The organism is Myxococcus sp. NMCA1 (assembly GCF_026810205.1).
Classification (GTDB): Bacteria; Myxococcota; Myxococcia; order Myxococcales; family Myxococcaceae; genus Myxococcus; species Myxococcus xanthus_A.
Genome location: NZ_CP113950.1, coordinates 6564954 through 6587769, shown reverse-complemented (window position 1 = coordinate 6587769; position 22816 = coordinate 6564954). Strand labels below are relative to the sequence as shown.

General features: G+C 70.1%; 22 protein-coding genes. 10 read left to right on the top strand and 12 right to left on the bottom strand.

Going from position 1 to position 22816, the window contains the following annotated elements:
* The first annotated feature begins 23 nt into the window (after positions 1-23).
* From OZ403_RS27010 to OZ403_RS26990, 5 genes are all read left to right on the top strand, one after another.
* Positions 24-1349, top strand: a complete 1326-nt coding sequence (locus OZ403_RS27010; protein ID WP_140794255.1) for an amidohydrolase family protein — start codon at positions 24-26, stop codon at positions 1347-1349.
* Positions 1350-1357: 8 nt separating this feature from the next.
* The gene (locus tag OZ403_RS27005; protein WP_268782128.1) at positions 1358-2344 is read left to right on the top strand and encodes a class I SAM-dependent rRNA methyltransferase; all 987 of its coding nucleotides are present in this window, start codon (positions 1358-1360) and stop codon (positions 2342-2344) included.
* A 173-nt stretch (positions 2345-2517) separates the two neighbouring features.
* Entirely contained in the window at positions 2518-3744 is a 1227-nt protein-coding gene (locus OZ403_RS27000; RefSeq protein ID WP_140794253.1) for a serine/threonine protein kinase, read from the top strand.
* Positions 3745-3747: 3 nt separating this feature from the next.
* Positions 3748-4545 carry a tRNA pseudouridine(38-40) synthase TruA gene (gene truA / locus OZ403_RS26995; RefSeq protein ID WP_140794252.1) on the top strand — a complete coding sequence of 266 codons (798 nt, stop codon included), beginning with the start codon at positions 3748-3750 and terminating at the stop codon, positions 4543-4545.
* A 21-nt stretch (positions 4546-4566) separates the two neighbouring features.
* Positions 4567-5325 carry a hypothetical protein gene (locus OZ403_RS26990; RefSeq protein ID WP_140799432.1) on the top strand — a complete coding sequence of 253 codons (759 nt, stop codon included), beginning with the start codon at positions 4567-4569 and terminating at the stop codon, positions 5323-5325.
* 25 nt (positions 5326-5350) lie between these two features.
* Here OZ403_RS26990 and OZ403_RS26985 read toward each other — a convergent pair whose 3' ends face one another.
* Positions 5351-6217, bottom strand: a complete 867-nt coding sequence (locus OZ403_RS26985; protein ID WP_268782127.1) for a universal stress protein — start codon at positions 6215-6217, stop codon at positions 5351-5353.
* A gap of 127 nt (positions 6218-6344) precedes the next feature.
* Positions 6345-7955, bottom strand: coding sequence for a Na+/H+ antiporter (locus OZ403_RS26980; protein ID WP_140799430.1), 1611 nt, complete (start codon positions 7953-7955; stop codon positions 6345-6347).
* A gap of 186 nt (positions 7956-8141) precedes the next feature.
* On the opposite strand from OZ403_RS26980, the gene OZ403_RS26975 reads away from it, so the two are divergent.
* Complete coding sequence (locus OZ403_RS26975; RefSeq protein ID WP_140794248.1) at positions 8142-8942, top strand: TVP38/TMEM64 family protein; 801 nt, start codon at positions 8142-8144, stop codon at positions 8940-8942.
* Here OZ403_RS26975 and argC read toward each other — a convergent pair.
* Both argC and OZ403_RS26965 read right to left on the bottom strand, forming a co-directional pair.
* On the bottom strand, positions 8881-9948 hold the full coding sequence (argC, locus tag OZ403_RS26970) for an N-acetyl-gamma-glutamyl-phosphate reductase (RefSeq protein WP_140794247.1): 1068 nt from the start codon (positions 9946-9948) through the stop codon (positions 8881-8883). The two genes, OZ403_RS26975 and argC, sit on opposite strands and share 62 nt — an antisense overlap.
* On the bottom strand, positions 9945-10181 hold the full coding sequence (locus tag OZ403_RS26965; protein ID WP_268784935.1) for a hypothetical protein: 237 nt from the start codon (positions 10179-10181) through the stop codon (positions 9945-9947). The genes argC and OZ403_RS26965 overlap by 4 nt, the downstream gene beginning before the upstream one ends.
* Before the next feature lie 39 nt (positions 10182-10220).
* Here OZ403_RS26965 and OZ403_RS39500 point away from each other — a divergent pair, with 39 nt between their 5' ends.
* Entirely contained in the window at positions 10221-10775 is a 555-nt protein-coding gene (locus tag OZ403_RS39500) for a hypothetical protein (protein WP_328285465.1), read from the top strand.
* 237 nt (positions 10776-11012) lie between these two features.
* On the opposite strand, the gene argG is transcribed toward OZ403_RS39500, so the two are convergent.
* Genes argG through OZ403_RS26940 form a run of 5 tightly spaced genes read right to left on the bottom strand, consistent with a single transcriptional unit; the run spans position 11013 to position 16606 of the window.
* Positions 11013-12203, bottom strand: coding sequence for an argininosuccinate synthase (gene argG, locus OZ403_RS26960; RefSeq protein WP_140794245.1), 1191 nt, complete (start codon positions 12201-12203; stop codon positions 11013-11015).
* A 25-nt stretch (positions 12204-12228) separates the two neighbouring features.
* Positions 12229-13578, bottom strand: a complete 1350-nt coding sequence (argH, locus tag OZ403_RS26955; RefSeq protein ID WP_140794244.1) for an argininosuccinate lyase — start codon at positions 13576-13578, stop codon at positions 12229-12231.
* A complete protein-coding gene (locus OZ403_RS26950) occupies positions 13571-14632 on the bottom strand; it encodes a M20/M25/M40 family metallo-hydrolase (RefSeq protein ID WP_140794243.1) in 1062 nt (353 codons plus the stop codon). The genes argH and OZ403_RS26950 overlap by 8 nt, the downstream gene beginning before the upstream one ends.
* Positions 14629-15555, bottom strand: a complete 927-nt coding sequence (argB, locus tag OZ403_RS26945; protein ID WP_140794242.1) for an acetylglutamate kinase — start codon at positions 15553-15555, stop codon at positions 14629-14631. Before argB ends, OZ403_RS26950 begins: the two co-directional genes overlap by 4 nt.
* A 43-nt stretch (positions 15556-15598) precedes the next feature.
* Positions 15599-16606 carry an N-acetylornithine carbamoyltransferase gene (locus OZ403_RS26940; RefSeq protein WP_140876493.1) on the bottom strand — a complete coding sequence of 336 codons (1008 nt, stop codon included), beginning with the start codon at positions 16604-16606 and terminating at the stop codon, positions 15599-15601.
* A gap of 169 nt (positions 16607-16775) precedes the next feature.
* Between OZ403_RS26940 and OZ403_RS26935 the strand changes: the two genes are divergently transcribed.
* Positions 16776-17210: an arginine repressor gene (locus OZ403_RS26935; protein ID WP_140794240.1), complete on the top strand. Its 435-nt coding sequence runs from the start codon at positions 16776-16778 to the stop codon at positions 17208-17210.
* 149 nt (positions 17211-17359) lie between these two features.
* On the opposite strand, the gene OZ403_RS26930 is transcribed toward OZ403_RS26935, so the two are convergent.
* The gene (locus OZ403_RS26930) at positions 17360-18178 is read right to left on the bottom strand and encodes a DUF6209 family protein (RefSeq protein WP_268782126.1); all 819 of its coding nucleotides are present in this window, start codon (positions 18176-18178) and stop codon (positions 17360-17362) included.
* Between the two features lie 309 nt (positions 18179-18487).
* Between OZ403_RS26930 and OZ403_RS26925 the strand changes: the two genes are divergently transcribed.
* The gene (locus OZ403_RS26925) at positions 18488-19039 is read left to right on the top strand and encodes a sigma-70 family RNA polymerase sigma factor (RefSeq protein WP_140799426.1); all 552 of its coding nucleotides are present in this window, start codon (positions 18488-18490) and stop codon (positions 19037-19039) included.
* Positions 19040-19087: 48 nt separating this feature from the next.
* Here the strand turns inward: OZ403_RS26925 and OZ403_RS26920 are convergent, their stop codons facing one another.
* A complete protein-coding gene (locus OZ403_RS26920; RefSeq protein ID WP_268782125.1) occupies positions 19088-19942 on the bottom strand; it encodes an SDR family oxidoreductase in 855 nt (284 codons plus the stop codon).
* Between the two features lie 101 nt (positions 19943-20043).
* Between OZ403_RS26920 and OZ403_RS26915 the strand changes: the two genes are divergently transcribed.
* Positions 20044-20460: a winged helix-turn-helix transcriptional regulator gene (locus tag OZ403_RS26915; protein ID WP_140794236.1), complete on the top strand. Its 417-nt coding sequence runs from the start codon at positions 20044-20046 to the stop codon at positions 20458-20460.
* 56 nt (positions 20461-20516) lie between these two features.
* Here OZ403_RS26915 and OZ403_RS26910 read toward each other — a convergent pair whose 3' ends face one another.
* Entirely contained in the window at positions 20517-22736 is a 2220-nt protein-coding gene (locus OZ403_RS26910) for an Ig domain-containing protein (RefSeq protein WP_268782124.1), read from the bottom strand.
* Positions 22737-22816: the final 80 nt, after the last annotated feature.

The following is a 22816-nucleotide window of genomic DNA, read 5'->3' as shown; positions in this document are numbered from 1 at the left end:
GCCCGTGTTAGAACAGGGCTTTCATGGAAGGCCGCCTGCTTCTGAAAAACTGTGCCGTGTTCAGGGCGGACGGTCGCGTCCGCCATGGCATGGCCGTGGTGGTGGAAGGCAACACCATCCGCCGCGTGGCTCCGGACGCCCAGGTGCCCGTGCTGCCCGGGGACTGGGAAGTCGCCTGTCACGGCCGGCTGGTGGCGCCGGGACTGGTGGACTGCCACACGCACCTCGTCAACGGCCAGCTGCTGCCGCCCACGGGGCACTTCCTGATGCTTCCGCCCCGCGAGCGCCTGGACCGGCTCCGGCACGTGGCGCGGCTGCTCACGAACGAGGACGTGGAGGCACTCACCCGCTACGCGGCGGCCCGGGCCCTGCGCCACGGCGTCACCCTGGCGGTGGAGCACCTGTCCTGTCAGGACGTGGCCGGAGGGCTCGCCGCCCAGGCTCGCGCCGCGGAGGCGGTGGGCTTGCGGCTGGTGACGAGCCACTCCACCCACGGGCTGGACGGCGCGGCGCAGGCGCAGACGTGGCTGGACGCCAACGCGGACTTCACCCGCGCGTATCGGGACCACCCACTGGTCCGGGGCGCGCTTGGCTTCCATGCGTCGTTCACCTGTGACGACGCGCTGCTGCGCCGCATCGCGGAGCTGAGCCGGGTGCTGGACGCGCCCACCGTCTTCCACCTCGCGGAGAGCGAGGACGACCTCTCTTCCACCTACTCGCAGCACGGCAAACGCGTGGTCCCGCGGCTGGATGCGCTGGGGCTGCTGGGGCCGCGTGCCATCGCGGGCTATGCGCGCGTGCTGGACAGCGCGGAGGCGGAGTTGCTGGAGCAGAGCGGGGCCTTCGTGGCGCTGGCGGCCCGGGGCGTGCGCGCGCTGGAGCGTGGCGCGGACCCCATGGACGCGGTGCTGTCGCGAGTCCACTTGCTGGGGCTCGGCACGGGGGGCCATGGCAGCCTCCAGGACGAGCTGCTCGCCGCGCTGGTGGGCGTGCTGCGCATCTCCCGTTCCGGAAGGATGCCCGACGTGGATGGCGCGCTGGCGCACCTGCTCGTCAATGGCCCGGCGGAGCTGTGTACGCGGCTGTTTGGCCTGCCCTCCGGGAACGTGGAGGAGGGGTGCATCGCGGACCTCGTCGTCTATGACGTCGTGCCCACCGCGGACCCGGAGACGGGCTACTCGCCCTATCTGCTCGGGCAGCTGGCGCATTCACCGGTGGGGTGGACCATCGTCAACGGCCGGGTCTGCGTGCGGGAGGGCCAGTTGCTGGGGCTCGACTATGTGGCGCTTTCCCGCGCGGCGACCCAGGCGCTGGAGCGTGTCTGGACGCGCGCGCGTCTGGGCAGTTGAGCGGCGGCATGAGCGCATTGCCTTCTTCCCTGGTGGAGACGCTGCGCGCCTCGCGCGGCCGGCGCGGGTCGCTGCTTGGAGACGCGCGGACCACAGCCTGGCGCGTGGTGAATGCCGAAGCGGACGGCGTGCCGGATGTGACGGCGGACGTGTTTGGCGACGTGTACGTCATCAGCCTGTATCGGGACTTCACGCCGGCCGAGGAGGAGACGCTGCTCGACGCGGCCATGTCCGCCTGGGCGCCTCGAAGCCTCTACCTCAAGCGCCGGCCGCGGGAGGCGCGTGTCCTGGCCAACGTGGCGAAGGAGTCGCTCGCGCCCGAGGCACCCGCCCGGGGCGAAGCGGTGGAGTCCTTCACCGCGCTCGAAAACGGCTTGGCGTTCCTCATCCGTCCGGCGCAAGGGCTGTCGGTGGGGTTGTACCTGGACATGCGGGACACGCGGGCGTGGCTGCTGTCGCAGGCGCGGGGCCTCACCGTGCTCAACCTCTTCTCGTACACCTGTGCCTTTGGCGTCGTGGCCATGGCGGGCGGCGCGAAGCGGGCGCTCAACCTGGATGCGAGCCGGCGCGTGCTGGAGTGGGGCGAGGAGAACGCGCGCCTCAATGGCCAGACGGTGGACCGGTATGACTATGTGGCCGGCGACGTGTTCGATTGGCTCAAGCGCCTGGCGAAGAAGGGCGAGTCCTTCGACATCGTCATCTCAGACCCGCCGTCGTTCTCGACGACGCGCAGCGGCCGGTTCTCCGCGGCGCGCGACTATGCCCGGCTGGCCGAGGCCGCCGCGCGTGTCGTGAGCCCGGGAGGCCAACTGGTGGCGTGCTGCAACCACGCGGGACTGCCTGCCCGCCGCTTCGAGGCCATGGTGCTCGAAGGGGTGACTCAGGCGGGACGCCAGGGGAAGTCGCTGGGCTCGCTGGGGCCGTCCGCGTTGGATTTCCCACCGCCGCCCGGAGAGGAACCCGCGCTGAAGGTGCACCGGGTGCAGGTCCGGTAGTACCAGCGGCCGGGGAGGTGAGCCCTCGGCCCGCTCACTCGCAAGCTGCTACGCTCATTCGGATGCGGCCTGGGATGAGGCCCGAGAGGCTTGCAGCTTCGAATAGAAGCCTGTCGAGCCTCACCCAAGTTTGTTGCCACTCCGCGGCTCGGCACAGGTAGGCTCGCTGGGCCATGCCTCCCGCCGCCCCGCAGCGCGACACCGGCCGCTTTGGAAAGTACCGCCTCATCGACCGCATCGCCGTGGGGGGCATGGCCGAAATCTTCCTCGCGCATCAGCAGCAGGATGACGGCCGCGAGTCCCCCGTCGTCATCAAACGCATCCGCCCGCATCTGTCCAAGCACGCGGCCTTCGTGAAGATGTTCCTCAACGAGGCCCGGCTCGCCTCGCAGCTCAACCATCCCAACGTCGTGCAGATTCACGACCTGGGAAAGATTGCGGACAGCTACTTCATCGCCATGGACTACGTGTCCGGGCGGGACATGCGCCGCGTCGTCCCCAAGGCGGAGGCGCTGGGGATTCCCTTCCCGCTGGTGTACGCGGTGAAGATTGCCTCGTGCGTCTGCGCGGGCCTGCACCACGCGCACACCAAGGTGGACCTGTACGGCAACCCGCTCAACATCGTCCACCGGGACGTGTCACCGGAGAACATCGTCGTCGCCTTCGACGGCTCGGTGAAGATTCTGGATTTCGGCATCGCCAAGGCCGCCAACCAGATGGAGCAGACGCGCAACGGCGAAATCAAAGGCAAGCTCAGCTACATGAGCCCGGAGCAGTGTCTGGGCAAGCCGCTCGACTGCCGCAGCGACGTCTTCTCCCTGGGCGTGGTGCTCTACGAGTGGCTCACCGGCTTCAAGCTCTTCACCGGCGAGTCCGAGGCCGCGGTGATGCGCAGCATCACGGACGGGAAGATCTACGCGCCGTCGTACTTCCGCGAGGACCTGCCGGAGCGCCTGGAGATCATCCTGATGCGAGCGCTGGAGCGCGACCGGGACAAGCGCTACCAGACGGCCGCGCAGATGCAGAAGGACCTGGACGCCTTCCTGGACGCGTACGACTTCACGCCCACGGCGCTGCACCTGTCCAACTTCATCAAGCAGCTCTTCGAGGAAGAGCTGGCCGCCGAGCAGCGCCGCCTGGCCGTGCGCGCCGCGGCCGCGCCCACGTCGGAGGAGGCACTGGAGCTGTCGGATGTGGCGGCCGCGCTCGACACCGCGAAGGCCGTGCCCGCTCCGGAGCCGGAGCCCCCGGCTCGGGATGACCGCACCGAGCCGCGCACCCTGGCCGTGCCGCTGAGTCCCGCCGTCTCGGAAGCGCTGGATGCGGTGGCCCGCCGCAACAACGTGCCCGCGGGCCGCATGGTGGCCGAGCTGCTCGAGTCCTGGCTCAAGTACCGCTGACCCATGCCCCGGCTGAAGCTGACGCTCGAATACGAAGGAACGCGCTACGTGGGCTGGCAGGTGCAGCCGAACGGGCCCTCCATCCAGTCGGTGTTGGAATCGGGACTGGAGCGGCTGCTGGGGGCGCGGGTGTCGGTGGCGTCGGCGGGGCGCACGGATGCGGGCGTCCATGCCTCCGGGCAGGTGGCCTGTTTCGACGCGCCCCGGGTGTTGCCGATGAAGGCCTACGTCATGGGACTCAATGGCCTGCTGCCCTCCGACGTAGCCGTGGTGGACGCGGTGGAGGTGGCCGAGGATTTCGACCCGCGCCGATGGTCCCGGGGCAAGCGCTACCGGTATCGCGTGAGCAACCGGCGCACGCGCTCGCCCCTGCGGCGGATGACGCACTGGGAAGTCTTCGCTCCGTTGGACGTGGAGGCCATGCGGCAGGCGGCCGCGCACCTGCTGGGGCGGCATGACTTCTCCGCCTTCAGGGCCGCGGACTGCCAGGCGAAGCATGCGGTGCGCGAGATTCGGAGCCTGGCGGTGGAAGGCACGTCGGGGGACGCCGTGTCCTTCGTGGTCGAGGGCACCGCGTTCCTGAAGCACATGGTGCGCAACCTGGCGGGGACGCTGGTGGAGGTGGGGAAGGGACGGCGGCCCGAGTCCTGGGTGGCGGAGGTGCTGGCCTCCAAGGACCGCAAGCGCGCCGGGCCCACCGCGCCGGCCCAGGGGCTGGTGCTGGAGGAGGTCTTCTACGGGGACGGCCCGCCTGCCCGTACGCCGGGGGGGACGGCGGACGCGGAAGAGGATGAGGGCTGAAGTGGAGTAGGCTGCCTGCCTGTGAGCTCCAAGACGAGTGTCCTAGAACCGCTGCGCGTCCGTGTCCGTCGCTTCCAGTTCATCATGGGACTGGGGTTCATCGCGCTCATCGCGGGGTCGCTTCTGAGCGTGGCGCTGACGCTTCGGCTGAGCGTGCGCATCCAGGCAGTGCCCGTGGGCATGCTGCGGGTGGCGCTGGCGGTGCTGCTGGAGAACCTGTGGGTGCTCGGGGTGCTGCCGGTGCTGTGCTACGGCGCCGCGCGGGTGATGGAGCTGCGTCCATGGACCACGGCGGGCGGTGCGGCGCTCACGGGCGCGGCCTTCCTGAACGCGATGGCCTTCATCCAGAGCGGGGTGTACGGGCTGTGGGCCGGAGACATCGGCTCGCTGTTCAGCATGGCGGCGTTTGCCGGAGGCGTCGTGCTCAGCGCGCGTGCGGTGATGATGGGCCGGGACGCCGCGGCACAGCAGTCGGTGAAAACCCAGGCCAAGGCAGAGGAGCGCAAGTCCGAATACGACGAGTTCCTCCGCGCGGCGGAGCAGGGCGGGGCGCGGCTGGAGCAGCGGGAAGCCCAGTCCACTGCTGTGGCTGGAGACGCGCTCACGGCCGCGGCCATCTCGGCGACGGTTGCTTCTGTGCCGGCTCAGGCGCCAGCCAGCGACGCGAACGCTGCTGCATCGCAGGCGCAGACCTCCGGTGGCGCGGAGCCCGTCGCGGCGGAAGAGGCAGGGGCATCACCCGCCACCGACACCCAGGCAGGCAAGGCCCCCGAGGCCTGAGCCCACACGAGCGGGGGCCTTTACGCTACTCGCCGGGCTCGGCCTCGCGGACGATGAGCACGTCGCACTTCGCCTCACGGATGAGGTCCGTCGCGACGCTGCCGAGCAACGCGAACGCCACACCGGAGCGCGCCCGGGTGCCCAGCGCCAGCAGGTCCGCGCCCTGGTCGTCCACGAACTCGAGGACGATGGAGCGCGAGCCGCCGTTCTCCATCACCAGGTGGTACGGGACCTCAATCGCGTCGAGCTCCCGTTGCAACGCCTTGAGCTTGCGCTCCGCGGACGCCTTGAACGTCTGCCGGTAGTGCTTGTGCTCCTTCGTCGTCAGGCCGGGGAACACTGCGTACTCCAGCGGCACGTCATAGGCGTGCACCAGCGTCAGCTCGGAGCCGGGCGTCATCAGCGTGGGAACGAAGCTCGCCGCGCGCTTGGACGTCTCGTCCGCGTCCACGGCCACGACAGGCCGGAGGTAGGGCCCGGGAGCCCTCCGGTTGGCGATGAGCACGGGCAGGTCTCCACCGCGGATGACGTTCTCCGCCGTGGAGCCCAGGAACATGTTGCGCAGCGGCTTGTCGCCATGCCGGCCCAGGACGATGAGCTCCGCGCCAAAGGCCCGGGCCCGGCGCAGGATGGCCTCCACGGGCTTGCCTCGCGCGATGTGCGTCTCGACGGTGGCGGAGTTGCCCGCGGCACGCAGCGCCTTGCGCAGCCGTTCGGCGATCCGCTCCAGCTCGCGCGCGGTGGCATGGAGCGCTCGGGTGCCCACCTCCGCGGGCATGCGGCTGGGGAGGACGTGCGTCACCAGCACCTTCGCGCCGTCCGCGAGTGGCAGGTGTCCTGCCCTGCCCAGCGCGTGGGTGCTCGCCTCCGAGAAATCAGTGGCGACGAGCACTCTGCGAAGTCGCCGCGGGAACGTCTGCTTTCGTGGTTTCACCCACGAGAGTCTAGGAGTCCTGGACGCGGCAGGCACGGCAAACCCGCCTGACTGTCATCAGGCGGATGTGCCGTGCCCGGGTGAATCAGGCGCTCACAGCGCCGGCCGCGGCCGGAGGCTCACCCTCTGTGGGCACGTGGTTCTCCGCGGCGTCCGCGGCGGCGATGCGCTCATCCAGATCCGCAGTCAGCCGTGCGAAGGCCTCCTTGCCAATGGTGGCGGACTGGTAGGCCTTGAGCAGCGCCGCCTTCTCCACGATGAGCACGCGGCGGACTGCTTCCTGGTGCTCCTCCTCGTGGAAGCGCATCGACTGCTGCTTCAGCGCCGTCAGCTCCTTCTCCGCGACGACTTCCTTCTCCTGGTAGTCCTTCTCCAGTTGCGTCACCACATCCCCCGGAATCTCCCGGGCGCGGCGCATGCTCTCCAGCGCGGCCAGCGCTGCGTGGATGGCGCCCAGGCGGCCGCGGGCCAGCTCGTACTGCTCCTGGAACGCGTCCTTGAGGCCGGTGATGCGCAGCTTGCGCAGCAGCGGCGCCATGGTGAGGCCCTGGAAGATGATGGAGAGGACCACCACGCCGAACGTCATGTTCACCAGCAGTTCGCGGTGCGGGAAGTCCGTGGGAAGACCGAGCACCAGCACCATGGAGATGGCGCCACGCAGGCCGCTCCAGGTGAGCACCGCGCTCCAGGTCCACGGAATCTTCTCCTTGGTGAAGCGGAGCAGCGCGGACACGCCGTAGACGACCACGGCGCGGGCCACCATCACCGCCACATAGGCGGCGAGGATGGGCTTCCACGAGGCCAGCAGCGAGGAGAGCTGCACCTCCAGGCCGATGAGGAGGAACACCACGGAGTTGAGCGCGAACGCCAGGTACTCCCAGAAGCTCTCCACCGCGATGCGGGTGGCGGGGCTCATGCCCTCGTGCGTGGCCCAGTTGCCGCACAGCATGCCGGCCACCACCGACGCGATGACGCCCGAGTAGTGGAAGTGCTCGGCGAGCACGAACGAGCCGTACGCCGCGATGACCGTGAGGGTGATTTCCACCATGGCGTCGTCCACGCGCTTGATGACCTGCGCGACGGCGAAGCCCACCGCGCTGCCCATCAGCACGCCCATGCCGAAGACCTTGATGAAGTCGAACATGGCGCCGCCCACCGTGAACTGGCCACCCGTGGCGACCGCGACGATGAGCGTGAAGAGCACGACGGCGGAACCGTCGTTCAGCAGGCTCTCTCCCTCCACCAGGATGAGCAGCCGCTTGGGCGCGCCCAGCGACTTGAAGAGCGCCACCACGGCGATGGGGTCCGTGGACACGATGACGGACGCGAACACCAGCGCGGACAGCATCCCGAAGCCATGGACGAAGTCCAACCCATCCACCACGCGCGTGAGGATGAAGGCCGTGAGCCCCGCGGAGGCCAGGAGCCCTGGAATGGCCAGGGCGTGGATGGCCATCTTGTTCTTCCAGAACTTGCGGAACTCGACGTGGAAGGCCGCTTCGAAGAGCAGACCTGGAAGGATGATGGCGAAGAGCAGCTCCTTCGTGAGGTGCGGCGGCTCGAACGCCTTGAACGTACCCAACAGCAGACCCGCGACGACCAGGGCAACCGTATAGGGGATTTTGAAGTACCGCGCGGCGATGGCCACGGCGGTCGCGATGGCGAAAATCAGTACGAAGGCCAACTCGAAATGCATTCGTCCTTACCCGTTTGGATCAAAGGCGCAGGACCATAGCGCAGTTGAGCTGAACAGAGACGCACTCGACGTTGTTCTCGCTCGCACGGAAGACATCGCAAATTGCCAGGGTGAGGCGGAATGCAAGACGTCATCTCTCGCCTGGCTGCTCTTGCCTTCTCGCGTGGGGCTTCCCAGCTTTGAGCCATGTCCAAGCACCCCCGCTCCAAGGGAGGACGGCTGAGCGCGGGCCTCAAGCTCATCGGACCGCTCTGCATCTCCGTCGGCCTGCTCGTGGGGCTGCGGCTGCTGGGGCCCCAATACCTGGATCAGCAGACGCTGTCGGGCTGGCTGAGTCCCCTGGGCGCGCTGGCGCCCTTGGCCTTCATCCTGCTCCTCGCGGTGCGCCCGGTGACGCTGCTGCCCGGACAGCTCTTCACGGCGGTGGGCGGCATCCTCTTCGGCATGGCCGCCGGCACGGCCTACGCGCTCGTCGGGACGCTGCTGGCCGCGGGCCTCATCCACTTCCTGGCGCGCAGGCTGGGCCGCAAGCCCATGCGGCGCCTGGCTGGGGACAAACACCCGGTGTTCGAGCGTGCGGCGCGCGAGCACGGCTTCCAGCTGGGCTTCCTGGCTTGCATCAACTCGGTGATTCCGGCGGATGTGATGCTGGCGACGGCGTCCGCGTCAGGCGCTCGCTACGTCCCGTTGGCGCTGGGCGCCGTGGTGGGCACCCTCCCCGGGACGCTGCTGACGGCGCTCTTCGGCAGCTCGCTGGGGCAGGGGAAGACGTGGATGACGGCCGTGTCCGCCACCGGCATGGTCGTGAGCCTGTTGCTGGGGCTCGTCCTGGGACGCAGGTTGATGCGGGAGTTGCTCGCGAAGGAAGCGCCCGTCGCGAGCGGTGGGCCCGGGCGCGTGCGCCCAGGCCCAGAGGACGTGCAGCCTACGGATAGCAGGCGGCCTGGCGCAGCGCCGTGTCTTCCGGCAGCCCCAGTGCGACGTTGAAGTTCTGCACCGCCTGGCCGGCCATGCCCTTCACCAGGTTGTCGAGCGCCGCCATGACGGCCACCGAGCGGCCCTTGGTGGCCACCGCGATGTCGCAGAAGTTGCTGCCGGCCACCGCGGCGATGCGCGGCGTGCCCTCGACGATGCGCACGAACTTCGAGCCCTCGTAGTAGCGGCGGTAGCGCTCCATCAGCGACGCCGTCACCACCGCGCCGCCGTGCTCCGGCCACTCGAACTGCACGGTGGCGAAGATGCCGCGCACCATGGGCGCCGAGTGCGGGACGAAGGCCAGCCGGTGCCGCTGCGCGCCGTGGGCCACCAGCATGACCTCGACCTCGGCCTCGTGCTGGTGCTCCAGCGGCTTGTACGCGCGGAAGTCCTGCGCGCGCGTCGGGTGGTGCGTGCCCTCACCGGGCAGCGAGCCGGAGCCGGACGAGCCCGTGACGCCGGACACCGCGAGCAGCCCCAGGCCCGGCGTGGAGGCGATGGGCAGGAGCGCCAGCTGCACCGCCGTGGCGAAGCAGCCCGGGTTGGCGATGCGCTTCGCAGTCTTCACCGCGTCGCGCTTCCACTCGGTGAGGCCGTAGGTGAAGGTGCCCAGCAGCTCGGGGGACGGGTGGGGCCGGCCGTACGCGCCCGCGTAGCGGCCCGGGTGGTCCAGCCGGAAGTCGGAGGACAGGTCCACCAGCAGCAGGCGCTCGGCGATGCCGACCTCCGCCCACTGCTTCTCCAGGCCCGCGAACTGCTTGGCCAGGTCACCGTGGCCCAGCGCGCTGAAGACGACGGGCTGCTGGCAGTCCGCCAGCCACTTCCAGTCGGGCTCGCCCTCGAAGCGGCCTTCCACCAGTCCGCGCAGGTGCGGGTGCACCTTGTGGATGGGCTCGCCGGCGTGGTGCCGCGACACCGCGCGGATGCTGCCCACCGCCGGGTGGCCGGAGAGGATGCGCAAGAGCTCGCCGCCGCCGAAGCCGGAGGCACCCAGGATGTAGATGTTGACCTGCGTCATGACTTCCTCCCCGCGCCCAGCTTGGGGGCGAGCTTTTCCAGGATGAGTCCGCCCAGCGCCGCCGCGTCCGCGCGGGCGTTGCGAGCGGGGATGCCCACCACCTGCTCCACGAAGCGCACGCCCACGGCGTTGTCCGTGGCCGGCCCGGCCACCACGTCCACTTCGATGCCGTACGCCTCGCGCAGGTGCCGCACGCCGCCGGACGCGCCCACCGGGTCGTTGGCGCACAGCACCCACGCCCCGCCAGGCTCTTGAGCTCCGGGTCGGCGAGGATGCCCTGCACGCCGTACTCGCCCATGATGCCGTCGCCCGTCTCCGCGACGATGACGTCCACGTTCTCCGCCGCCAGCTCGGAGAAGAGCACCCTCGCCACGCGAGCGCCCGTGCGGGGCCCCGTGCAGACGATGCCCGCGTCCGTGAAGTCCATCACCACGTCCGCGCCGGAGTCCTGCATGCTCAGCGTGTCGCGCATCAGCGACACCCCCGTCAGCTTGGCGCCGCCCACGCGGAAACCCGCCTGCGCCAGCTTGCGCACCATGGCCGCCGCGGCGAACGTCTTGCCCGCGTTCATGCAGGTGCCCACCACGAAGACGACGGGGCACTTCACCGGCGCTGACGTGCCCTTCAGCGCGCCGGAGGACACGTGTGCCGGCTGCCCGGTGCGCGACATCAGCTCCGGGAACTCCAGCACCTGGCCCAGCACCTCCGCCTCGAAGGGCAGGCCCACGCCGTGGTTGTGCGACGTGCACTTGCCGATGACGCCGCCCATGTTGAGCACGTGCAGCCGCTCGCCCACGGTGACGGACGCCGGCACCACGCCCTCGTAGCCGTGCAGCGCGTTGCGGTGACCCAGCGCGCCCACGACGATGTCACCGGCGTGCAGCGTCACCAGGCGCCCGTGCACGTCCTCGAGCTGGTTGTACGTGCTCTTCTCTCCGTGGATGCGCACGGCCACCACCGCGCCCTCCTCGGCCTTCACCTCGGACGCGAGGTGGACCGTCCGCCCCAGGCCGAGGTTGCGGGTGACACTGCCTACCTTGTCGACGAAAACCTTCATGGCACCCTCACTTCGCGCGATGCGAGAGCATCTGCGCGACGCCGTACAGCTTGGCGAAGCCCGCGGCTTCCGAGCCGTTCCACAACACGTTGGCCTCTCCGTACGTCGCCACCTTCGCGTCCATCAGCGAGTGCGGCGAACGCACGCCTTCCACCACCTGCGTGCGCGGGTGCAGCACCAGCCGCACTTCGCCCGTCACGCGCTCCTGCGACGAGCTGAGGAACGCCTCCAGGTCCTTCACCAGCGGGTCGAAGAAGTGGCCCTCGTGCAGCAGCGAGCCATAGAGGTTGCCCATCGACTCCTTCCAGAAGAGCTGCTTGCCGGAGAGCACCAGCTTCTCCAACTCGCGGTGCGCGGTGACGAGCAGGTGCGCCGCCGGCGCCTCGAAGCCCACGCGGCCCTTGATGCCCAGGATGGTGTCACCCAGGTGCACGCCCCGGCCGATGCCGTAGGTGCGCCCCAGCGCGTTGAGCGCCTCCACCAGCTTCACGGGGCCCAGCTTCTCGCCGTCCAGCGCCACCGGGACGCCCTTCTCGAAGGTCACCGTGAGCGGACGGGGCTTCAAGTCCTGAGGCAGCTCGCCGCCAGGGAAGGCCGCCTCGGGCAGCGCCTTCCAGGAGTCCAGCGTCTCGGCGCCGCCCACGGAGGTGCCCCACATGCCCTCGTTGACGGAGTAGGAGCCCAGCTTCGGGGGCATGTGGACGCCGCGCTCGGCCAGGTAGGACAGCTCTTGCTGACGGCTCAGGGACAGCGTGCGGATGGGCGTGAGCAGCTCCAGCTCCGGCGCCAGCGAGCGGAAGGCCACGTCGAAGCGCACCTGGTCATTGCCCGCGCCCGTGCTGCCGTGCGCCAGTGCCTGGGTGCCCTTCTCACGCGCCACGCGGACGACCTCCACCGCCTGGCAGGCCCGCTCCGCGGACACGCTCAGGGGGTAGACCTGGCCGCGCAGCACGTTGCCGGCGATGAGGTAGCGCAGGTAGCCCTGGAAGAGCGTCTCGCGCGCGTCCACCGTCACGTGCTCCACCGCGCCCAACTGCTTGGACAGCGCGGCGATGCGCTCCAACTGCTCGGGCGGGAAGCCGCCGGTGTCCACCGTGACGGTGGTGACGTCGTAGCCCTGCTCGCGCAGGTAGACGGCGCAGAAAGCGGTATCGAGTCCGCCGGAGAAGGCCAGCACCACGTTCTTCTTGTTGCTCATGATTCGCTCCTCACGGGGATGCGGTTCAGACCGTCCAGACGCGCCCGGCGGCGTCGGCCACCGAGCGGTGCGTCTCATCGAGCCAGTCGCGCGAGGCGGCCAGCTCTTCCCGGGCCTGGGGCAGGCCCAGGTTGCCGGCGCCACCCAGGTGGGTGGCCGTCAGGGCGCCGCGGTCTGGACGGAACGTTCCTTCCACCAACTCGCGGCCCACCTGCTTGTAGGCATCACGGAAGGCCTGTCCCTGGGCCACCAGCGCATAGGCGTGGTGCGCCGCGTACAGCGTGTCATCGCTGGCGCGCGCCGCCGCGTCCGCCTTCACCTGGAGCGCTGGCACCAGCCGGGTGAGCACGTCCAACAGCTCCCGCGTGGAGCCCAGCGCCGTCAGGGTGGGGGACTTCAGCAACTGGAAGTCGCGGTGGTAGCTGGAGGGCAGTCCGCCCGCGACGGCCTCCACCTGATGCGCCAGCCCGCGCAGCTCGCGGCAGCGGCCCCGGGCCAGCTCCACGACGTCCGGGTTCTTCTTCTGCGGCATGATGGACGAGCCCGTGGTGTACGCGTCCGGCAGCCCGAGGAAGCCGAACTCGTCCATGCTGTAGAGCTGCACGTCCCACAGCCACTTCTCCAGCGTGCCCACCACCGAGCAGGCCCAACCCAGCACCGCGGACTCATGACGGCCGCGTCCGTTCTGCACGTCGATGGGGCTGCGCTGCACGCGCGAGAAACCAAGCAGCGCCGCCACGTACTCCCGGTCGATGGGCAGCGGCACGCCGAAGCCCGCCGCCGCGCCCAGCGGGCAGCGGTCCAGCCGAGCCCACACGCCGCGCAGCGCCTCCAACTCCTCCAGCAGTCCTTCCGCGAAGGCCATGCCCCACAGGCCGAAGGTGGAAGGCATGGCCCGGCGCAGGTGCGTGTAGCCCGGCAGCGCCACGTCCTTGTTCGCCTGCGCGAAGTCCAGGAAGGCTCCCGCCAGCTCCGCCGCCCGCGCGCCCAGCGTGAGCACCTCTTCACGCAGCAGCAGGCGCAGGGCCAGCTGCACCTGGTCATTGCGAGAACGCCCCAGGTGGATGCGCTTGCCCGGCTCGCCCACGCGCTCCACCAGCGCCGCCTCCAGGGCGGTGTGGCCGTCCTCCTGCTCAGGACGGATGACGAACGTGCCCGCGCGGGCCTCGTCGTGCAGCGCCTTGAGCGCCGTCACCAGGGCCTTGGCCTCCGCGTCCTTCAGCAGGCCCACGCGCGCCAGCATCCGCGCGTGCGCGGCCGAGCCGAGCGCGTCATGCGGCGCCAGCGCCAGGTCCACCACCGGGTCGTTGCCCACCGTGAAGCGGTGGATGGCCGCGTCCAGGGGAAGGCCCTTGCCCCACAGCGTGTCAGCCACGAGCCACCTCCTCGAAGTAACCCCGAACCAGTTGCGTGTAGAAGGCGGCGCCGGCTTCCAGCTCCGCCCGGGTGATGAATTCGTCCGCCAGGTGGCTGCGCAGCGTGTCGCCAGGGCCCACCTTCACCGCGGGGATGTCCCCCAGGAAGGCCCAGTCCGACGCCGTGCTGGAGCCCACCGGCTGCGCGCCCGACGCGGCCACCGCCGCGCGGACGATGGGCTGCTCCGCCGACGTCGCCTTCGGCAGGTAGCGCTCCGAATGGACCTTCACTTCGCTCTTCAACGCGCCCGCCACCTGCCGGGCCACCATCGCGTGCTCCATGCCCGGCGTGGTGCGCAGGTCCACGAAGAACTCGCACCGGTCCGGCACCTGGTTGCGCGCCAGGCCACCGGACACCTGCGTCACCTGCGCCCGGGCCTCGCCCAGGAGCGGGTGAGGCGGAAAGCGCAGCTCGGCCAGCACCGCGATGTCGGTGGCCGCCAGGTGGATGGCGTTGACCGCCTCCGTGGCGTGCGCATGCGCGACGTGTGCGCTCTTGCCGTGCGCGGTGCAGCGAAGCAGCAGCATGCCGCGCTGGGCGGTGCAGGGCTTGAGGCTGGTGGGCTCGCCGACGATGGCGGCGTCCAGCGGGCCCAGATTGGGCAACAGCGTTCCCAGTCCCTGGCCTCCCGTTTCTTCCTCCGCGGTGAACGCGAACACGACTTCCGCGCCCGTGGGCGCGCCTTCGGCCAGCAGGGTTCGCGCGGCGAGCAGCATGCCCGTCACGCACCCCTTGGCGTCATTGCTGCCCAGGCCGTACAGGCGGTCCTCGCGCCACACGGGCGCGTGGGGCTCGTACGTCCACCCGGCGCACGGCTTCACCGTGTCCAGATGCGAGTTGACGAGCAGCCGGCGCGGCCCGCTCCCCACGGAGAACCACACGTTGTGGCCCTGCCGCTGGACGCGCGCGCCCCAGCCTTCCGCCCACCCGGACACGGTGTCCGCGATGCGGCCCTCGTCACCCGACACGCTGGGGATGGCCACCAGCGCCTGGAGCAGCTCCGCCGCCGTCATCCCACCGCCCCCGCGGGCTTCTGCGCGTTCTCCCGCACGACCATGGTGCCGCTGCCCTCGTTGGTGAAGACCTCCTCCAGGAGCGCGTTGGGCTGCACGCCGCTGACCAGGTGCACGCTGCCCACGCCGCCCACGAGCGCGTGGCGGATGGCGTGCGCCTTGGGCTTCATGCCGCCCGCGATGGCGCCGGTGCTCTCCATGGTGGCCAGGTCCGTGAGGTTGGCCAGCGTGACGAGCGACGACGGGTCGCTCACGTTCTTCAGCAGGCCCGGAACCTGGACCAGGAAGAAGAGCTTCTCGGCGGACAGCGCCACCGCCAGCGCCGCGGCCACGGTGTCCGCGTTGGTGTTGTACACGGCGCCGTCCGTGCCACCCGACAGGGGAGCGATGACGGGCACGTAGTCGGCCGAGCGCAGGTGCTCCACCACGCGGGTGTCCACCTGCTCGATGTCACCCACCAGGCCGTAGTCCACCAGCTTGCCCTCGGTGGCCCCGGCCTCCGTCACCATGACGGGCGGACGCTTGCGCGCCTTGATGAGGCCGGCGTCCACGCCGCTCAGGCCCACCGCGGGCACGCCCGCCGCCTGGAGGTCCGCCAGCAGGTCCGTGTGCAGCTTGCCCGCGAGCACCATCTTCGCCGCGTCCAGCACGGGCGCGGAGGTGACGCGGCGGCCGGCCACCTTCTCCACCGGCAGGTGGAGGGCGTCACACAGCGTGTCCAGCTCCGGGCCGCCGCCGTGCACCACGACGGGGCGGATGGAGAAGGTCCACAGCAGGGCAATCTGCTCGCACGCGGCGCGGCGCAGACGCGGGTCGCTCAGCATGGCGCCGCCGAGCTTCACCACGAACGTCTTGCGGCGGAACTGCTGCACGTACTTCGCCGCGTTGCGAAGCGCGGAGTAGGGGTCGGGCGAAAGGGGCACGTGAGACCTCGAAGTCAGGAAAGGAAGAATGCGGAGGGGCCGCTCAGCGCGAACGCATCCAGTGCAGCAGCGCCCGCTGGACGTGGTAGCGATTGCCGGCCTCGTCTACGACGCGGCTGTTCGGGTGGTCCAGAACCTCATCGGCCACCTCCACGTTACGGCGCACGGGCAGGCAGTGGAGGAAGGCCGCGTCCTTCTGCGCGCGCGACATCGTCAGGCGCGTGGGCATCCAGCCGGAGTAGGACGCGAGCAGCGCGGTGACGTCGTTGGGCGAAAACGCCGCCGCGGCCGTGGGGCCCCACGACTTGGCGTAGACGGCGCGGCTGCCGGCCAGGGCCTCGTCCTGGTCGTGCGTATAGGTGACGCTGCCGCCCGTGGCCTTGGCGTACGCCTCCGCCTCGGCGCGGACGGCCGGGTGCAGGTCGAACCCGGGAGGGTGGGCCACGCGAATCTCACAGCCGGCCGCCGCCGCGCTCAGCAGGAAGGAGTTGGGCACGGCCTTGGGCAGCGGCTTGATGTGCGGCGCCCACGTCAGCGTCACCGGCAGCTTCTTCGTGCTTCCAAACGTCTCGCGCAGCGTCAGCATGTCCGCCAGACCCTGGCAGGGGTGCTCGCGTGCTGACTCCATGCTCACCACCGGCACGGTGGACCACTTGCGGAACGCGTTGATGACGGGGTCGAGTTCGTCCTCCTCGTCACCGCCGCCCTGCGAGAAGGTGCGCACGCCCAGCATGTCCACGAAGCGCGACAGGACGGGCGCGGCCTCCTTGAGGTGCTCGGCCCGGTCCGCGTTCATCACCGCGCCTTCGCGGTGCTCCAGCTTCCAGACGCCGGCGCCCACGTCCAGGATGATGGCGTTGCCGCCGCCGCGCAGCATGACGGCCTCGAACGAGGTGCGCGTGCGCAGCGACGGGTTGAAGAACACCATCCCCAGCAGCGTGTTGGCGAAGAGCGCGTGCTCCGGGCCCTTCTGCTTCCACGCGGCGGCCTGCGCGAGCACCGCCTCCACGCCTTCGGGCCCCAGATCCTTGATGTGCGTGACGTGCTTCATGGGCCTGTCCTCCCCGGCAGCGGCTGCCTGCATATTCGTGATGAATATGCGTGAAAATGCGTGCATTGCCGCGAAAAGGCGGCGGATATTATGCAGAAAGACGCGCCGCGCAAGCGGATTATTCGCAACGGGCGCATGCATGTTCTTGCATGAATATTCACGGGGATGCATGGTGGTGGGAATGAATCTGGACGAGGCCATCCTGCGGCTTATCGCGGAGCGGGAGATCGGCGATCAGGCCGTGCTGCAGCAGCTCCTGGAGGCCGAAGGCCAGGCGCCAAGCCAGTCGACGCTGTCGCGGCGCCTGAAGAAGCTGGGCATCTTGAAGGTGGGTGGGCGCTATCAGCGCATGCCGGCCACGCCCGCGGTGATGCCGGAGCGGCCCCGCGTCACCATCTTGGAAGCGCCCCCCAACCTGCTGGTGATTCGAACGGCGCCGGGCTTCGCGCCGGTGCTCGCGCTGGCGTTGGACAAGGAGCGGGAGTTGCCGGGGCTCGCAGGGACGGTGGCGGGGGATGACACCATCTTCGTCGCGGTGACGGACCCGGCGCTGCTGCGCGACGTGCGCGCGGCGGTGGAGCGGCTCCTGTCGCTGGGGGCGTGAGAGGCGCGCCCAGTCAGGGGACTCTCGTCAGGGGGGCGTCCCTGGAAGACGCGCACCTCGTTCGATGCGTCCCTGGCGCACGCAATGTCGGCGTTTGACGCGCAATCCTGTTTGCTGGTTGTGACCTTGTTCTTGCGGGGCGCGGGGGCTCACTGGATGGCGAAGACGTAGTTCTGTCCGTGGCGCGAGTCCCACTGCTGGCAGCCCTTGCGGTCCTGGGTGGAGAACCACAGCTCCAGCGTCGCGGGGCCGGGCGGCAGCGGAATGAAGGCGGGGATCTGCCTCCAGAACTGGGCGTCCCATTCACCCCAGCTCGCCGTCAGGCTGAGCATCGTCACCGGGCCGCCGTTGATGCGGTAGTACGCCGTGGTGCCCCAGGCCTTGTAGTTCAGGTACTGCGCCCGGCACTGGGCGATGCGGCCGATGTCGTAGTCCACCATCAGCGTGGTGCCGCCCTGGAGCGTTCCGTGGACCGTGTACGTCCATGCTGGCGCGGGGTGGAACGAAATCGTCGGGTTCTGCGTCACCCACGTGTGGAAGTTGTACTGGAGGTTCGAATCCCAGTTGGAGCAGCCGGTGGCGTCCGTGTTCTGGAACCACAGCTCCAGCGTGCCGCCCTGGGCCAGGGCCAGCTGCGTCTGCGCGATGGCGCCCACCGTGGTGGCATCCGCCACGGGGAAGCTCTGCACCGGGCCCCGGTTCGACATGGCGAAGCCGGTGATGGTCCACCCGGTGCCCCGGCACAGCGGCAGGCGCGAGGTGTCATAGACGATGTCCAGCGCGCCGCCCGCCTCCGGCTGGCCGCTGAGGGTGACGCCCCAGTCCGCGGCGAAGGTCAGCGTGGGCGGTCCGGACAGGAAGGTCAGGTCGGACCGCACGGCGACGGGCGCTTGCGGCGCGGCGGAGGCGGCGGAGGCGGCGGAGGCAAGACACAGCAACGGCAGCAGGGCGGACAGCAGCGGCTTCATGGCGACTCCCGGGCACGTAGGGTGGTTGCGCCCGGACGGAGGGTGTGGCCCGCCGGACGCGAGCGGCTCGCTAGCACGACTCAGGGAAATACCGGAATGCCCTGCTTCCGCCGTGCCTGCGGGCACGCCTCGGCCTGACGTCAGGGGGTGAACGCCTCCCGCTGTGGGGCACTGTCGTTTCCCAACCCCTCCGGTCGGGGAAATCGTTGCACCGTGAGGGGTATCTGCCCCAGCTTTCCAAGCTTTCTCGTTGAGGGCGTAGTTTCTGTGGGGGCGGCGAACCCGTCTGGCCTGGAGGTGAATGTGGGCATGTCGGAGCTGACAGAGCTACTGGACCACGCGCGGAAGGGCGAGCAGGGCGCGCGGGATGCGTTGATGGCGGCGGCCTACCAGGAGCTGCGGGACATGGCGCAGCGGGCCATGTCCGATGCGGTGTCGACGCCGTCACTGCAACCCGCGGTGTTGGTGAAGGAGGCCTGGCTGCGTCTGTTCAGCGCGGGGGCTCCGGTGGAGGCGCGGCGTCACTTCTTCAGCGCCGCGGCGCAGGCCATGCGGCGGGTGATGGTGGACCGGACGCGGCTGCGCAGGGCGCAGGTCCGCGAGGCCCGGCTGGAGCGGGTGAGCCTGGGGGACGTGGAAGCGGATGTCCCGGCGGGTTTGAGCATGGAGGTGCTGGAACTGGACCGAGCACTCTCGGAGCTGGACACGTTCCAGCCGCGGCTCGCGCGCATGCTGGAGCTGCGCTACTTCGTGGGTCTGGACCTGCTGGACACCGCCGCCGTGCTGGGCGTGTCGCCCGTCACCGTGAAGCGCGACTGGGCCTACGTCCGGGAGTGGCTGCTGACGCGGCTGGGCAACTGACGGCCCGCGCGTTCACGCGGGCCGGGTTGGAATCTGGGGGCGTCGGGCTCAGCGCTTGACGGCCGCCGCCACCGCGTCCGTGAGCGGCGTCGTGGGCCGCCCGATGAGCCGACGCAAGTCGCCGGAGCTGTCGTTCATCTCACCGCGCGCCACGCCCGCATCGGAGTCCGCCAGCAACTCGGCGAAGGGGGCGGGGACGCCCACGCCGATGAGCGCGCCGGCATGGTCGGCCTGTGACAGGTCCTTGTAGACGACCGTCGTGCCCGCCTGGCGGGACACCTCGGCGGCCAGCTCGGCGGCGGTGAAGGCGGTGTCGCCGGCCAGCTCGTAGATTTTGTTCTCATGGCCCGTGCCGGTGAGCACGGCCACCGCGGCGGCGGCGTAGTCCGCCCGGGTGGCGGCGGCGGAGCGGCCCTGACCTGAGCTGCCGATGAGTGCGCCGTGTGCCAGCGCGGGTGCCAGGTTCTCCGTGTAGTTCTCCGTGTACCAGCCGTTGCGCAGGAAGACGAAGGGGATGCTGGACGCTCGAATCGCCTCCTCGGTCGCCTTGTGCTCGCCGGCGAGCACAAGGCCCGAGGTATTCGCGTGCAGGATGCTGGTGTACACAAGCAGCCGGACGCCTGCCTTCTTCGCGGCGTCCACCACGGCCTGGTGTTGCACCGCGCGCTGGCCGACCTCGCTGGACGAAATCAGGAGCACCTTGTCCGCTCCGGCCAACGCGGGTCCGAGCGTCTCCGGCTTGCTGTAGTCCGCCTGACGGACCTGGACGCCCTTGGCCGCCAGGTCGGAGGCCTTGCTCGGGTCGCGCACGGCGACGGCGATGTCCTTGGCAGGGACCTTTTCGAGCAGGCCCGTGACGACCAGACGGCCCAGCTTACCCGTTGCCGCAGTCACAAGAATCATGGGGTTCACATCTCCTGTCGTGGAGGGTTTTCCAGACGCGAGAGGAACCTAACGATGTCACTAACTTCTAGTAAGTACCCACTTTTTGGTAAGCTACTAACATGAGCGCGAACAAGCGTCCGGGGCCGCTGGCGCGGAAGATGGCGAAGCTGGCGGTGGAGCGGGGCAACCTGTACGTGCCCTCATGTCCTTCCCGAGGCGTGCTGGACCACGTGACGAGCCGTTGGGGCGTCCTGGTCTTGATTGCGCTGCTGGAAGGCACGCGTCGCTTCAGCGAGCTGCGCCGGAGGGTGGCGGGCGTGAGCGAGAAGATGCTGTCGCAGACGCTCCAGGCCCTGGAGCAGGACGGCTTCGTGCTCCGTGAAGTCCACCCGGTGATTCCGCCGCACGTGGACTACAGCCTCACGCCGCTGGGGGAGGAAGTCGCCACGCGCGTGGAGGCGCTCGCGGATTGGATTGAGGACAGCATGCCCCGCATCGCCGCGGCGCGGGCCGTGTACACCCCGAAGAAGGGATAGGGCTCCTTGGCCTGACGCCCTCTCCTGGATGGAGAGGACGTCAGGTCATCGCAGGGTCAGCGCTTGCGGCGGGCTCGGCCAATCAGCGCCAGCGCCGCCAGCCCCAGGGCCTGGACGCCCGCGCCGCCGCCGTTGCAACCACAGCCGCTGGGCGCGTCACCCTTGTCCTCCACCGGAGGAGGCGTGGGCGCTATCTGCAGCGACACGCTCCGCGCCGCCGTCTGGTTCGCCGAGTCCGTCACCCGCACCGTCAGCGGGAAGGTGCCGCTGGCGGTCGGAATCCCGCTCAGCACGTAGGCGCCGTCGCGCTGCTGAAGCGTCAGGCCGCCGGGCACGGTGCCGCCGCCCAGGCTCCACGTATACGGCGCCCGGCCTCCCTGGACGGTGAAGCGCGCCTCGTACGCGGTGCCTTGGGTCGCGGACGCAAGCGCGTCGCTGGAGATGCTCATCGTGCCGACCACGTCCACGCTGTACGTGCGCGCCGCCACACCGCCGCGCGCGTCGCGGACCCGGACGGTGACGGCGGTGCTGCCCGACTGCGCGGGCGTGCCGGTGAAGGTGCCCGTCGTGGGGGTGAACGTCAGGCCCGAGGGCAGCGTGCCCTCCAGTTCGAACGTCAGGGTGCCCGAGCCGCGCGTGCTCAGCACCACGTTGGCGGCCGTGCCCAGCCGGAACGGGGGCAGCGTCTCCGTGAGGAGCTCCGGCAGCGGCCAGGGCCGGCGCGTGGCCACCAGCAGGCGCCGCTGGCTCACCGCGACCACCGACGTCTCACCCGAGGCGAAGGCCGTGGACGCATAGTTGCCGCCCGCGCCCGTCGGGTGCGCCGTCCATTCCTTGCCATCCGCCGACACCTGCAACTCGAACGGGGGCAGCACTTCCACGAACTGCGGGTCGACGGCTGTCCAGCTGACGACGAAGCTCTGGTCCACGAACGTCATGAGCGGGGTGGGCGATGGAGCGTCAGCGGGAAGCTGGAGGCTCTCCACGCGCGTCCAGGTGCTGCCGAGGTCCTCGGAGAGGAAGAATCCGCTCGTCGGCTCCGCGGCCAGGGGCGGCGGAGGGGGAACCTGGTTGGGCCGGGCGAAGGCGAGGAAGCGACCATTGCCGGCGGTGAGCTGGGCGATGGTGAGCCCGGCCAGCGTGGCGGGCTGGAACACCTCCCAGGCGGCGCCAGCGCTCTGGGGCCGCACGAGAACGGGAAGCTGGGAGGGCGCGCCCGCCATCGGGTTGGCCACGGCGAGGAAGCTGCTCTGACCGGGCACCAGCGTCACGACATCATAGGCGCCGTTGATGCTCTCATCGGTCCATCGCTGGCCGTCCGTGGAGCTGGCGATGAGGCCCGCGGTGCCCACCGCGACCATCCGGTTTCCGCTGAGCGCGAGCTCCAGGAAGCGCCGGCCCCCGGGCGCCGGGTCCTGGTAGGCGGGGGCCCAGGTATGCGCGTTGTCGGACGAGACGACGATGCGCCCGTTCGACAGGCCGAACCACTTGCGCTGGGAGTAGACCAGCCGCTCCAGCGGGAGGGGCGACGTGGTCCCCTCCGACACGGGAACGAAGCCCGTCCACTGGCGCCCGTCCGAGGAGCGCAGCAGCTCCGTGTTGCCCGTGGCCGCCGCCAGGAACGTCCCGTTGCCATGCCATGCGCGCGTCACGGACGGCGTCACCAAGATGCCGGTGGCGACGCCCGCTTGCCAGTCGTCGAAGGTGGTGGCGGGGGCCACGTTGACGTGGAGCAGGCGCTCCAGGCGTCCCGAGAAGTCCGTGGGCTGGTAGGTCGGAGCCTGCCCCCCTCCGACCGGAGGCGTCATCTCGCGGAACCCACTCTGGTACCGCACCCGGTAGGCCCCCTGGGCCGCCGCGGGCACGGGGAGCGTGAGCTGCGCGGTCGATTGGACCTCCTGGTTCGTCGTGGTCACGTTTTCCGACACCAGGCAGTGCCAGGTGGCGCCGTTGACCGGCCAGGCGGACTGGGCCTCGGCGGAGAGCTCCGGGGCGCCCGGCTGCGCGGCGGTGGCCGCTGAGCCGGCATGAGTGTAGCTGCCGCCCGGCGCTTGCCAGCCCCCGGGCAGGGCGATGCAGGCCACCAGCTGACCGGTGCGCGTGGAGGTCTGGCTGGGCCCGGAGGAGACCTGGAGGCTCAGCGAGACGGAGGTGCCACTGCGGACCGTGCCTTCGTGACTGACGATGGCCTCGGATTGGAAGCCGGAGGCGACCCACCACAGCGAAGCCCCCAGCAGGGCTCGCAGGGAATGATTGCGATTGAGCAAGGGGGACATCCTGTCGCGATGCGAGAGGAGCCCTGTCTACGGTTTCGCATTCCTCCGAGTCAAATCAGCGTGGGCGTCTCGCGAACCCC

Bases quoted from the DNA above. Each gene is read 5' to 3' on its own strand.
- OZ403_RS27010 (WP_140794255.1), top strand. From the start codon at position 24: ATGGAAGGCCGCCTGCTTCTGAAAAACTGTGCCGTGTTCAGGGCGGAC.
- OZ403_RS27005 (WP_268782128.1), top strand. From the start codon at position 1,358: ATGAGCGCATTGCCTTCTTCCCTGGTGGAGACGCTGCGCGCCTCGCGC.
- OZ403_RS27000 (WP_140794253.1), top strand. From the start codon at position 2,518: ATGCCTCCCGCCGCCCCGCAGCGCGACACCGGCCGCTTTGGAAAGTAC.
- truA (WP_140794252.1), top strand. From the start codon at position 3,748: ATGCCCCGGCTGAAGCTGACGCTCGAATACGAAGGAACGCGCTACGTG.
- OZ403_RS26980 (WP_140799430.1), bottom strand. From the start codon at position 7,955: ATGCATTTCGAGTTGGCCTTCGTACTGATTTTCGCCATCGCGACCGCC.
- OZ403_RS26975 (WP_140794248.1), top strand. From the start codon at position 8,142: ATGTCCAAGCACCCCCGCTCCAAGGGAGGACGGCTGAGCGCGGGCCTC.
- argC (WP_140794247.1), bottom strand. From the start codon at position 9,948: ATGACGCAGGTCAACATCTACATCCTGGGTGCCTCCGGCTTCGGCGGC.
- OZ403_RS39500 (WP_328285465.1), top strand. From the start codon at position 10,221: ATGCCCTGCACGCCGTACTCGCCCATGATGCCGTCGCCCGTCTCCGCG.
- argG (WP_140794245.1), bottom strand. From the start codon at position 12,203: ATGAGCAACAAGAAGAACGTGGTGCTGGCCTTCTCCGGCGGACTCGAT.
- OZ403_RS26950 (WP_140794243.1), bottom strand. From the start codon at position 14,632: ATGACGGCGGCGGAGCTGCTCCAGGCGCTGGTGGCCATCCCCAGCGTG.
- OZ403_RS26940 (WP_140876493.1), bottom strand. From the start codon at position 16,606: ATGAAGCACGTCACGCACATCAAGGATCTGGGGCCCGAAGGCGTGGAG.
- OZ403_RS26935 (WP_140794240.1), top strand. From the start codon at position 16,776: ATGGTGGTGGGAATGAATCTGGACGAGGCCATCCTGCGGCTTATCGCG.
- OZ403_RS26930 (WP_268782126.1), bottom strand. From the start codon at position 18,178: ATGAAGCCGCTGCTGTCCGCCCTGCTGCCGTTGCTGTGTCTTGCCTCC.
- OZ403_RS26925 (WP_140799426.1), top strand. From the start codon at position 18,488: ATGTCGGAGCTGACAGAGCTACTGGACCACGCGCGGAAGGGCGAGCAG.
- OZ403_RS26920 (WP_268782125.1), bottom strand. From the start codon at position 19,942: ATGATTCTTGTGACTGCGGCAACGGGTAAGCTGGGCCGTCTGGTCGTC.
- OZ403_RS26915 (WP_140794236.1), top strand. From the start codon at position 20,044: ATGAGCGCGAACAAGCGTCCGGGGCCGCTGGCGCGGAAGATGGCGAAG.
- OZ403_RS26910 (WP_268782124.1), bottom strand. From the start codon at position 22,736: ATGTCCCCCTTGCTCAATCGCAATCATTCCCTGCGAGCCCTGCTGGGG.